Source organism: Enterobacter bugandensis, assembly GCF_900324475.1.
Lineage (GTDB): Bacteria > Pseudomonadota > Gammaproteobacteria > Enterobacterales > Enterobacteriaceae > Enterobacter > Enterobacter bugandensis.
On sequence record NZ_LT992502.1, the window covers coordinates 3,945,153 to 3,957,179 of the forward strand.

Consider the following 12,027-nt stretch of genomic DNA (forward strand, 5'->3'; position numbering starts at 1 on the left):
TACGTTCAGACATTCAATACGTACCCATACAGCCGCTTAATCCCGTCCGCATCCTTCTCGCTGTAAACGCCCTGCAACTCCGGCGAGAAGCCCGGCAGCATATTAATGCCCTCTTCCAGCGCCAGGAAATAACGCTGTACCGCCCCGCCCCAGACTTCTCCCGGCACCACGCACAGCACGCCTGGCGGGTACGGCAGCGCACCTTCGGCGGCAATGCGCCCTTCAGCGTCACGAATACGCACCAGCTCCACGTTCCCGCGAATGTACTCCTGGTTGGCATCCTGCGGGTTCATCACTACGGCGGGCAGGCTCTCCCGGCGGAACATCGCCTTCTGTAGATCCTTCACGTTAAAGCTGACGTAGAGATCGTGCATCTCCTGGCACAGTTGACGGATCGTGTAGTCGCGGTAACGCACCGGGTATTTTTGGTAGATGGTCGGCAGCACGTCGGCGAGCGGCGTGTCGTCTTCAATATGCTGCTCAAACTGCCCCAGCATCGCCACCAGCTGCGCCAGCTTCTCGCTGCTTTCGGCAGGCGTCAGCAGGAACAGGATCGAGTTGAGGTCGCACTTCTCCGGCACGATGCCGTTTTCGCGCAGGTAGTGGGCGAGAATGGTCGCCGGAATGCCGAAATCGGTATAGTGACCTGTTTCTGCATCAATGCCCGGCGTGGTCAGCAGCAGCTTGCACGGGTCGACGAAATACTGCTCGCTCGCATAACCCTCAAACCCGTGCCATTTGGCCCCCGGCTCGAAGCTGAAGAAGCGACGCTCGCTCGCAATGACATGAGTGGGGTGATCCTGCCATGGCCGCCCCGCCACCACCGGCGGGATAAACGGTTTAATCATATGGCAGTTGGCGATGATGGCCTTGCGCGCCTCAATGCCCAGCTCAACGCACTCCGCCCACAGCCTGCGCCCGCTCTCGCCCTCGTGAATTTTGGCGTTCACGTCCAGCGCCGCAAACAGCGGATAAAACGGGCTGGTGGAGGCGTGCAGCATAAACGCGTTGTTCAGCCGCTTGTGCGGACAGAAGCGCGCCTGACCGCGGATGTGGTTATCCTTTTTATGGATCTGCGACGTTTGCGAGAACCCGGCCTGCTGCTTGTGCACCGACTGGGTCACGAAAATGCCCGGATCGTTCTCGTTAAGCTCCAGCAAGAGCGGGGACGTTTCCGCCATCATCGGAATAAACTGCTCGTAGCCCACCCACGCGGAGTCAAAAAGGATGTAGTCACACAGATGGCCGATCTTGTCGATCACCTGGCGGGCGTTGTAGATCGTCCCGTCGTAGGTGCCAAGCTGAATGATCGCCAGGCGGAACGGGCGGGCCTCGTCGGCCTTTTCCGGCGCCGCCTCGCGGATCAGATCCCGCAGATACGCGTCATCAAAGCAGTGCTCGTCGATCCCGCCGATAAAGCCAAACGGATTGCGCGCCGCCTCAAGATACACCGGCGTGGCGCCCGCCTGGATCAGTGCGCCGTGGTGATTAGATTTATGGTTGTTGCGGTCGAACAGCACCAGGTCGCCGCGGGTCAGCAGCGCGTTGGTCACCACCTTGTTGGCCGCCGACGTGCCGTTCAGCACAAAGTAGGTTTTGTCCGCGTTGAATACTTTCGCCGCGAACTTTTGCGCGTGCTTGGCGGAGCCTTCATGGATCAGCAGATCGCCCAGCTTAACGTCGGCGTTGCACATGTCGGCGCGAAACACGTTCTCACCGAAGAAATCATAGAACTGTCGCCCTGCCGGGTGTTTTTTGAAAAAAGCCCCGTGCTGGTGGCCCGGACAGGCGAAGGTACTGTTGCCCATCTCTACATACTGGCTCAGGGTATCGAAAAAAGGCGGCAGCAATTCCTCTTCGTAACGGCAGGCGGCGCTCTCCAGTTCCAGAAACTCCTGAGCTTTACCCGAGATAATCGCCGTGACGCCATCAGGCACCTCTCCAGGCTCTTGCGAGAACATAAACACCGGTAGCTGAAAGCCCGTACGCTTCAGCAACGCGAGAATGCCGCTGTAGCTTTCAACAACGCTAATGACGACTGCCGCCACATCGGTGAAATCGGTGTTATCCAGCGTCACCTTTTCACGGTGCGTAGAAACTTTGGATACCAGCTCATGGCTGACGGCAATTTTCATGGTTTTCATAAGCGCAAATACCCTCACCGAGCGGTGAGACAGGGAGGAGAAAATTCGCGCAATCATGTCACTTTTTATTTTCACGCGCAAGAAGGAATCAGTATGCACGAAACCACCCAAAGCTAAGGCTCGCGCAGCCCTGACGTGCCATAATAATGCAATATCAATGAGTAAATAACAGGAGTTAACCGTGGTTATCGGGCCATTTATTAACGCCGGAGCCGTATTGCTGGGCGGCGTACTGGGCGCAGTGTTGAGTCAGCGGCTGCCGGAGCGTATCCGTTCATCCATGCCCTCTATATTCGGCCTGGCATCCTTAGGCATCGGCATCCTTTTAGTGATCAAATGCGCCAACCTGCCCGTCATGGTGCTGGCTACACTGCTCGGCGCACTGATTGGCGAGTTTTGCTATCTGGAAAAAGGCATCAATAGCGCGGTGGGCAAAGCCAAAAACCTGATTGCCCGACCGGGCAAGGCGAAACACGGCACGCACGAGTCGTTTATTCAGAACTACGTCGCCATCATTATTCTGTTTTGCGCAAGCGGCACCGGGATTTTCGGCTCGATGCAGGAAGGGATGACGGGCGACCCAAGCATATTGATTGCAAAAGCATTTCTCGATTTCTTCACCGCCACCATTTTCGCCACCACGCTCGGCATTGCCGTTGCGGCGATTTGCGTGCCGATGCTGCTGATTCAACTCGCGCTTGCCACTGCGCCACTTTGATTCTCCCGCTGACCACGCTAGCGATGATGGCGGACTTCACCGCCGTCGGCGGCCTGCTGCTGCTGGCGACGGGCCTACGTATTTGCGGGATCAAAATGTTTGCCGTGGTGAATATGCTGCCCGCATTACTGCTCGCCATGCCGCTCTCTGCACTCTGGACGCACTTTTTCGCTTAAGATTGCGGCGAAATGGCGAGAGATTGCGCAGTCTGTAACGAAAACAACATTTTTCGTTGACGGCAACGGGCAGATCGGGTTTAATGCGCCCCGTTGCCCGGATAGCTCAGTCGGTAGAGCAGGGGATTGAAAATCCCCGTGTCCTTGGTTCGATTCCGAGTCCGGGCACCACTAATTTATAACCCTCGCTTCGGCGGGGGTTTTTGCTTTCTGAGTCAGCAACTCGTTGTTTGAACAGTAGTTACCCCCCTTATCTTTCCTCCGGCCCCGCTTCCCGGTGGTACAACTGGCGTGTTTACCGCCTTTACCGCCACACAGAAGCAGAAAAACCTGACCTTCACCGATCTATTTGAGCATTACAAATGCACATATCAATTGGACAGAACCCGACAGAGCGGCATCACGTATCCGTGATTACACCCCATCGGCTAACTGTTTTATTAGATTCATCGGTGGTAAATCCATCCGGGACATCCTGAAAAGTGACCTGTCCGCGTTCCGTACACTGCTGGAACAGGCCCTGGCTAACCGCAGTAAAGTAGGCCGAGGAACGAAGCTGTAAAAAGCGGCTTCTACTTCAGACACCGTAACCACATTGCTACTATATTGTGTGTGCGTTGGCACGCATGGCTGTCAGGGGGGCGTTTATCAGTCTAAGCAGAGGCCGGTAAAGCAATTGAGAGGAACTACAATGGATGCAGCATTACTTAACATGATGCGCTCAGGTGGAAGAAATAAAGCCTGGGCGGAAACGATGGTGAATATGGAAGCCAGGAAATTGGTAAATACAGCCAACACTCTGTCGGCTTTTCATCTCAGCGATAGTTTGACTCGAATGAAGTTTGTTCAGGAAATTCGGGACCTCATAGAACATCAGTTTACGTTAGCTCGTCGGGCTAAATCAGATGAAGAATGCATGGAATGCGTTAAAATTCTCAGAGAAGAAAACAGTAACCTGCTGGAACAAGCGCGTTTATTAAGAACGAAGGCAGCGAAGCTTTACGCTAAAGTCGAGTTTATCCGAGAGAATAACAAAATTGTTGGGTATGTGATCTCGGCTGTTAGTGTTGTCCTGGCCGGTGCTGAAATAGCCGCAGGATTTACCCTCATAGGCACTATGACCCCTCTCGGGGTTCTTGCTGGTGCGATTCTGGTTACTGACGGGGCAAACAGCATCAGTAAAGAAGTGGCTCGCTACGCAACTAACAACACTACCAGTGAAGGGCTGGTAGCGAATGCCGCGATGTCTACAGCTGAGTTTATGGGCTTTAGTCGTGAGAATGGGTTAGGTGTCTACAAATCAATTTCACTGGCCGCTAATGCGTACACCATTTTTGGCTTGTTACGGCGACCTGGTACCTGGCGACTGTTTCGTTATCTCCCTGCTGACTATTACCGCAAGGTGAGCACACTGAGCCGCCCGCAGCTTACAATGAAAATAGCGGGTTATGGCGTGAAAGCTAAGATTATTTTTGATCTGTTGTCCGTCAGCGACCCGTCCCAGAATTAGTCAGCATTTTACGATAACGCCAGGATTTGTAGCCAAGTTTTGCTGGCGTTATATACCAGATGAAAGGTAGTACAATCAATAACGTGAGTGCAAGTGTCAGGCTTGTATCCTTGGATGCAAGTAAAAGAGTTAAAGCCAGTATGATGAAGGCAATAATAGTTATCCACTTCATAGCCTTAAAACGATTGGCCAGATCATGAGTTACGCTATCAAACGAACCACCGTAATTTTCAATATTGTTTTTTAGCTTTTGAATATCTCGTTTGCTAAAACCTGATTTTAAAAGTGCCTCTTCGCTGGTCATTCTGTTATCCGTCCCATAACTCACTGAAACCTGTGACGAAGTTTAACTTAATTTGGCGGATAAATCGCTACCTGACGATATTCATCAAATTAATATATATCAACGGGTTGAAGATATCTTAGAGTATACGCTCGAAAACTGACATTATTGCCCACTGCGGAACTTCGCTGGTAGCAACTCTAATGACTCCTTCGGGGCCGTTTCCAACATCTCCCGCCCTGCCCGGTAGAAGCAACATGCAGATCACTACAGGAGGCTGAATCATGCACGATGAAATCATTAATTAGGCCCTACAGTGAAGCGCAATGCTGCTATTATCTATTCCCCTATCCACGACATCCTGACCACTGCGTCAGCAGCGCATGCAGTTTAGCCGGCTCCAGAGGTTTGCGCAGCACCAGATACCCTTCCTGCTCCGCCTCCAGCAGAACCGGCGAATTAAATTCGCCGCTGACCATCGCGCCGCTCATGTCCGGCAGACGTTCAAAAAGCGCTTTCAGGATGTCGAAGCCGCTTTCGCCGGATCGCAGGCGCTGGTCGCACAGCACGGCGAACGGGGTGAAGCCGTCGTCGATGATGGCGAACGCTTCTTCAGCGGAGGCCGCGCAGCGCACCTTGATTCCCCAAACGCTCATAAGGCTCTCCCAGGCTGACGTCACCAGCGGGTCGTCATCGACAACCAGGCAAGAACCGCGAAGCGGCGCATAGCGTACCGGCGCAGAGGCGTTGTTATCGGCGGGCGGGATGTCCGTCGCGTTCTCTTCGCCAGCATATTGAGTGAAGCGCATCCAGAAGCGTGAGCCTTTACCTTCTATGGATTGCATCCCGTACTTCACCTTCATCAGCCTGGCACAGCGGGCAACCACGGCGAGGCCCAGCCCGTGTCCGGCGCTGTCGATCTTCCAGGCCAGTTCGGGGCGGTAGTAAGGGGAGAAGATTTTACCTTTCTCGTCATCAGCGATACCGACACCCGTGTCCCACACCTCCACCAGGCACTCGTCACCGCGCGGTCGGATGGCAACCAGCACGCCGCCCTGCTGCGTGTAGCGAAGGGCGTTTTGAATCAGGTTAATCAGCGATTGTCGCACCAGCAGCGGGTCGCCCATCACGTGGATGCGGCGTTTGGGTCGACGGGTGGACAGCCTAAGTGCACGGCTGTTGGCCTCTTCGCGAAACAGCGTGATCACCGAGTCGAGCAGAGCGCCGATGTCCACTTTGGTAGGGGCAGTGAGCACTTTTCCGGATTCAATCTTGCTGAGGTCGAGCAGAGAATTGAACATCAAATGCACCGAGCGAACGCTCTGCTGCAGGTCAAGCAGCTGGGGCGTCAGGCTGTCGTCCCGGTTTCGGTGGATAATCGCTTCGATCAGAAAGCCCATGGCGTGTACCGGCTGACGCAGGTCGTGGCTGGCTGTCGTCAGGAACTGATTTTTATCCAGCAGCGCCTGCTCCGCTTCCTCTTTGGCCTGGCGAAACTGTTCTGCCAGGCGTGAGCTTTTTTCCTCAAGCAGCGCTTGCTGAATAAAGTACGCGTGCGACGTTAACGCATGGCGGTAAATGGCGAAGCCGTACAGCAGGTTCAGCATCAGCACAATGAATATCAGCTCGTCCAGCCGCCAGATGATGCCGATATTCAATACTCCCCAGGAGGCGAAGAAAAAACACGTAAAGGTGCTGATGACTGGCGTCAGATGCGTCGCATTGGCGGCGACGATGGCGGCAATACTGATATTAAGGAGCAGGAAAAAGTCAAAGTTCTGCGTCTGCGGAGTAATTAAATAGAGAGATGAAATCCCCAGCCCGTGAATAAAAGCGATCTTATTTATGCGCGGAAGCCAGCGGCGCAGGACGTCCTCTTCATCATGCTCTTTCACTTCGCGCTGGTAGCGTCGGTGCAATATGCGGATTGCCACGGCACATAGCAGGTAAATAATTATCCAGATAATGGTTGGGCCAAGTTCATCGCCCAGCAAATAGATCCAGATGGCAAAAGGGATACCGACAAATGGCACCGCGCTAAAGCTGAACACCAGCCGCAAAAAAGTGTTGTTTAGCAAACGGATCTGCGCGGGAGATGAGATACCATCTTTCTGTAAGCTCTGGAAAAATCTCATTCTGATGATTCCCGCTTGCCATGCAGAAGCGTGATAGCTTCGACCCGGCTGTTAACGCCTATCTTTTTCAATATATTGCTGATGTGTTCTTTGACCGTGGGCTCAGAAATTGAAAGCTGCGCGGCGATTCGTTTATTTGGCAGGCCGCGCATAATCATATTTAAAACGTCTATTTGTCGCGGCGTTAAGTTAAATTTACTTAACTTCTCATTATTCGATTCAACGGGAAAATCGTTTCTCTCAGGAAACCAGGTCAGATTATCAAGGAGTGCACAAACGGCCCGTGAGAACATTTCAGGCGGTTCGCTTTTCAATACAAATCCGTGTCCCCCGGCGGCGTGAACTTTCTGCCAGATGTCATTATTGTCGTCCCCGCTGACCACCAGGAACCGTACCTGTGGGTAATGTTGTTTTACTTCTTTGAGTAATTTCAGTGCCGTTCCGGACGAAAGCCAAAAATCGATTACCAGCAAACGCGGCGGGCCATTATCCCTAATTTGACGGTAGCAATCTTCCTCATTCGTCACCACGCTCGCCTGCTTAAACTGGCAATGTGAAATCAGAAAATTAGCGATGCCGCTTGCTACCAATGGATGGTCATCAACGACCAACGCATAATTCTGCCCCAAAGGATCCTCCTTTTACCTTCGCATATCTGAGTGTACAGATGAATTATTATCTACCCACCCTACTTTAGGAGGGTTTTTTCGATTAGGAAAGGGAAATATATTATTCGCTGATTTGGGTAAATGAAAACATAAATACAATCAGTGAAATTAACTGATTGGATATCAAGGATAATTTATGAAAAAACCACTCATCTTTTTAAGCGTTACGTTGATGCTCGCCGGTTGTTCCACGCTAAAAACCGATCAGGCTATTCCACTCCTGCAGGCGGAGACCGCTAAAATGCTGGGGTTGGGCTCATCGGATGAAATAACCGTGACCAATGTTAATGGCGCCCAGCCGGACGCACTGGGAGGGCAAAAACTGTCTTATCGCGCTACGACGGAAAAAGGGCGTATTTTCGATTGCTCATCAATGATGATGCCGGGGATTTTAGGATCCGCCCCGACGCTCAGCGCACCAACCTGTACCCCTGTTGTCACGCATAAATAATTAACGGCAAATGAAAAGGCGTACATAAATAACGCCTTTTATATTTTCTGACGTATCTGAGTTTTCATAAAAACGATTTTCCAGACATCACGCTAATGAGTACGGAGATAGCCCGTGAATAACTCTACATCGCATGCTTTAGCGGTTAAGACGCCGCTTTCCAGACTTTACCTCGCTCTATTTTCCGCGCCGCTGTTACTGCTTTCACCTGCCGATTTCGCGCGCGCAGCCGATGCCATTTTTGATGGCGAGGCGCGTATAACCGAAACGCTGGGTTACACCGGAGATGTTTACGTTGGACGTAATCAACCCGGAAACCTGCTGATCGATAATGGCAAAATCACCGCCTATAACATCAACATCGGTCGGCTGTTCGACGGCCAAATTTATGAAAGCGTGGTCACGGTCCGTGGGCCAAACGCTGAGCTTAACGCAGTGAACGATCAGTACGTCCTGCGCGGCGACCTCAATCTTGGCCTCGGCACCCTGCGAGTCGAAGAAGGCGCGCTGGCCAGCGCAAAAGAAATCGTTGTCGGCACCACCCGCGGCTACGACAGCCACCTTATCGCCACTGGCGCCGGCTCTCGCGTGACCAGTAATTTTCTCAGCGTAGGTACCGATCTGGGGGCACGCTCCACGCTGGCGATTGAAGACGGCGCGGCGCTCAGCACCGCCTACGATGCGCGCATCGGCAACGGTACCGGGCCGGGTGAAACCGACACGCTAAGCCCGAAAGCCACCGTCACGGGGAGCGGCTCACAGTGGAACGTTGGCCGTACGTTGACGCTTTATGGCGACCTGGACGTGCTGAACGGCGGTGCGGTTAACGTTGGCGGCGTGCAGGTGGCGGGCGTCTCCGGGGCAGGTAAAACCGCCGAGCTGGTTATTGCGGGCAAAGACTCGCGCTTTACCAGCGGCAGCAGCGTGAGCGTGGGCGATTATGGCAATGGCGTGCTGTCGGTGATTGACGGCGGTTCATTTTCCGCTGGCAGCAATACGCTGATCGTGGGGACCTCGGGTTCCGGCTCGAACCGGGGTGCGCTCATTGTCGGCAGCCGCGGCAATATGGACACCGGAACGGGTTTAACTGAGCCAACGCTTGGCACAGCGGGCGGCGCGGGTACTCTCGATGCGAATACGGCAATCAGCCTGCGCGGCGGGCTGTTCGGCAGCTATGTCTACTTCAACCATACCGACGAAAATTACGTCTTCAGCAACAAGATGAGCGGCGAAGGTGAGGTGATCAATACTTCCGGGCAGACAACGCTGAATGGCGATCTTTCAGCCCTTCAGGCGAACGTGACCGCGCGCGGTGGCAAAGTCATTATCGCCAGCAACATCAACACCCAGCCAGAAGACGATATTTTTGATATTCAGACCCTTAGCGCCGAGAACGGCGGGACGCTGATCCTCAACGCGACGGCGGGATCCGACGTTAGCGACGGGCTGGGCTACAGCAGCGCCGCCTCAATCAAGGCCGGCGGAACGCTGGGAGGGAACGGCACGCTGGGTCAGACCGAGATCCTTTCCGGCGGGCATATCTCGCCAGGGGATGGTGATATCGGCACGCTGACGCTGAAACGTTATCTGAATTTTGTGGGTGACTCTTTCTATGATGTCGATATCGCCGGTGATGGCCGCAGCGACCAGCTGCTGGTCGCAGGCAAAACGACCATCAGCGATCGGGCTCAGGTACAGGTCACCGCGCTGGATCCGCAAACCAGCTACAAAACGGGCCAAAGCTACCGCATTTTAACCTCCGACGGGGGAATTGACGGTCAGTTCGCGGGGGCGGTGTCTAAATCCGCCTTCCTGGACGTGGCGCTCAACCAGAGCACCAACGCCGTCGATCTGACCATCGCGCAGAAAGAGACCGGCGGCGAGAATCCGGGAGGCGAAAACCCGGGAGGTGAAAATCCAGGAGGAGGAAACCCAGGAGGAGGAAACCCAGGCGGTGAGAACCCGGGCGGAGAAAACCCTGGCAGTGAGAATCCGGGCAGCGGCAAGCCGGGGATTTTCCAGACCGTCGCCAAAAGCAGCAACCAGTGGAATACCGCCGGCGCGCTCTCCACCCTGACGCAAAGCGGCCCGTCGCTGGCGCTGTATAACTCGCTGCTGGTACTCAGCGCGCCGGAAGCGCGCGAGGCGTTCAACCAGCTGTCCGGTGAAGTTTATCCGTCAATGCAGTCCAACCTGATCGCCGGCAGCACGCAGGTGTTTAACGTCTTAAACCAGCGTATGCAGCGCGCGTTTGATAACGACAGCCTGCCGATACCACCGTTAGCGATGTCGCTGGTGCAGCAGCCGGAGCCACAAAACAATGGCGTCTGGGGCCAGACCTTCAGTTCCTGGAGCCGAAACGACGGCGACGGTAACGTGGGCAAGCTGGACGGCAACACCACCGGCTTCCTGCTGGGGGCAGATCGCAAGCTGGCGGATCATAACGTGCGTGTCGGTGGCTACTTCGGCTACAGCCGCGGTGATTACGACGTCGACAGCCGTCGTTCCTCAACGGATACCGATAACTACCACCTTGGCCTGTATGCGGCGGGTCAACAGGATGCGTTCTCCCTTCGCGGCGCGCTGGGTTACACCTGGCACAAGATCGAAGGCGAGCGCAGCGTTGATTTCAGCGGCTTCTCAGATCGGCTGAAGTCGGATTACGACGCCAACTCGCTGCTTGCATTCACCGAAGCGGGCTACTGCTTCGGCCAGCCTGATATGAATATCGAGCCGTTCGTCAATTTATCGTACATTCGACTGCATACCGACAGCTTCAGGGAAGACGGCGGTGCCGCCGCGCTGAGCGTAAGTAACGAAACGATGAACACCTTCTACTCCACCCTCGGGGTGCGCGGTGTGACCGAGCTGCCGAAGAACGTGAACCTCTACGGTTCGTTGGGCTGGCAGCACGCCTATGGCGATAAGAATACCTCTTCGCGCATGGCGTTTGCGGGCAGCGACGCGTTCATTACTCAGGGGCAGGCCGTGGATGAGGACGTGATGGTGGGTGATATCGGCGTGAGCGTACAGCTGTCGCGTGCTGCGACGCTGGATGTGGGTTATCAGGGGCAATATGGTGCGGATACCCGCGTCAACTCGGTTAACGCTAATCTGCGCTGGTCGTTCTGAATTATTTCCAGTAAAAGAACCCGCCCTTGTGGCGGGTTTTTGCTTTTAGGCTCTCAGGAATTCAGGGATCGTTCCCAAACGCATCCAGCAGTTTGTTTTTAAAGATAAACAAACACGCCTCGTTGAAGTTCTCCGCCCCCAGGCGTTCCGACAGCGCTGTCCGTTTGCGATAGAGGCTCTTCACCGACGTGTTCAGCTCATCGGCAATCGCTTCCATCGACATCCCTGCCCTCAACAACCGCAGCATGATCGCTTCGTGCGTGCCAAGCCGTAAGTTAAGCAGCCACTTGGTCGTCAGACGCCTGCCCTTCATATTGAGCACCAGGTTAAATAACGATGCCATATCCGGCGCCGTAAGCGACGTGTTCATAAACAACTTCATACTGAGTAGATTCTCCTCGCGATGTCGCATATCCAGCATAACGCAGCAGATCGTTTTTTTTGTTCTGGCCGGATGGCGTATCAGGTAATCATATAAACGGAGCGGAGAACGGCTATCAATCAACACAGAATATTCATCTGCACCGTTATCAAATATGTTTCTGTCAATCGAGTCGAGCAGGATAATATCCGGGAAAAATAGCCTCATCCCCCTGACAAGATAGCGATCCTGGGTCACTAACACTATTGAAGTTGCCACTAACCATCCCTTTTAGATTAAAGCAAGAACGCACCTTCAGAAAGAAGGCCGCTTTCGTTTTATAGCGCTGTAATATTAACGACAATATGTATTCTGGCGTTGAACATCCCTCAATACAGACATTGATGAGTAAGACTTCCTGTAGACTTTCATTCAATGGCTGGCGTTAA

At 53.9% G+C, this 12,027-nt stretch carries 8 protein-coding genes, 1 tRNA gene and 1 pseudogene; 5 read left to right on the plus strand and 5 right to left on the minus strand.

Annotation, left to right across the window (positions count from 1 at the left end; translation table 11 throughout):
* Positions 1-5: 5 nt before the first annotated feature.
* Positions 6-2,144, minus strand: a complete 2,139-nt coding sequence (locus DG357_RS19060; protein ID WP_063155171.1) for an ornithine decarboxylase — start codon at positions 2,142-2,144, stop codon at positions 6-8.
* Positions 2,145-2,325: 181 nt separating this feature from the next.
* Between DG357_RS19060 and DG357_RS19065 the strand changes: the two are divergent.
* The 3 genes and pseudogenes from DG357_RS19065 to DG357_RS19075 all read left to right on the plus strand — a co-directional run bounded on the left by DG357_RS19065 (position 2,326) and on the right by DG357_RS19075 (position 4,548).
* Positions 2,326-3,038: pseudogene (locus DG357_RS19065) on the plus strand (DUF554 domain-containing protein).
* Between the two features lie 95 nt (positions 3,039-3,133).
* A tRNA-Phe gene (locus tag DG357_RS19070) sits at positions 3,134-3,209 on the plus strand.
* A 520-nt stretch (positions 3,210-3,729) separates the two neighbouring features.
* Positions 3,730-4,548 (plus strand): DUF4225 domain-containing protein, encoded by an 819-nt coding sequence (locus tag DG357_RS19075; RefSeq protein WP_047364562.1) that lies wholly within the window; start codon positions 3,730-3,732, stop codon positions 4,546-4,548.
* On the opposite strand, the gene DG357_RS19080 is transcribed toward DG357_RS19075, so the two are convergent.
* From DG357_RS19080 to DG357_RS19090, 3 genes are all read right to left on the minus strand, one after another.
* Entirely contained in the window at positions 4,526-4,852 is a 327-nt protein-coding gene (locus DG357_RS19080; protein WP_045630641.1) for a hypothetical protein, read from the minus strand. The genes DG357_RS19075 and DG357_RS19080 overlap by 23 nt on opposite strands.
* 326 nt (positions 4,853-5,178) lie before the next feature.
* Positions 5,179-6,966, minus strand: a complete 1,788-nt coding sequence (locus DG357_RS19085) for a hybrid sensor histidine kinase/response regulator (RefSeq protein WP_048959539.1) — start codon at positions 6,964-6,966, stop codon at positions 5,179-5,181.
* The gene (locus DG357_RS19090) at positions 6,963-7,595 is read right to left on the minus strand and encodes a response regulator transcription factor (RefSeq protein WP_028014393.1); all 633 of its coding nucleotides are present in this window, start codon (positions 7,593-7,595) and stop codon (positions 6,963-6,965) included. The genes DG357_RS19085 and DG357_RS19090 overlap by 4 nt, the downstream gene beginning before the upstream one ends.
* A gap of 175 nt (positions 7,596-7,770) precedes the next feature.
* On the opposite strand from DG357_RS19090, the gene DG357_RS19095 reads away from it, so the two are divergent.
* Positions 7,771-8,085 (plus strand): lipoprotein, encoded by a 315-nt coding sequence (locus DG357_RS19095; RefSeq protein ID WP_028014394.1) that lies wholly within the window; start codon positions 7,771-7,773, stop codon positions 8,083-8,085.
* A 114-nt stretch (positions 8,086-8,199) separates the two neighbouring features.
* The gene (locus tag DG357_RS19100) at positions 8,200-11,217 is read left to right on the plus strand and encodes an autotransporter outer membrane beta-barrel domain-containing protein (RefSeq protein ID WP_088204262.1); all 3,018 of its coding nucleotides are present in this window, start codon (positions 8,200-8,202) and stop codon (positions 11,215-11,217) included.
* A gap of 61 nt (positions 11,218-11,278) precedes the next feature.
* Here DG357_RS19100 and DG357_RS19105 read toward each other — a convergent pair whose 3' ends face one another.
* Complete coding sequence (locus DG357_RS19105; RefSeq protein WP_088204263.1) at positions 11,279-11,806, minus strand: helix-turn-helix domain-containing protein; 528 nt, start codon at positions 11,804-11,806, stop codon at positions 11,279-11,281.
* Between the last annotated feature and the right edge of the window lie 221 nt (positions 11,807-12,027).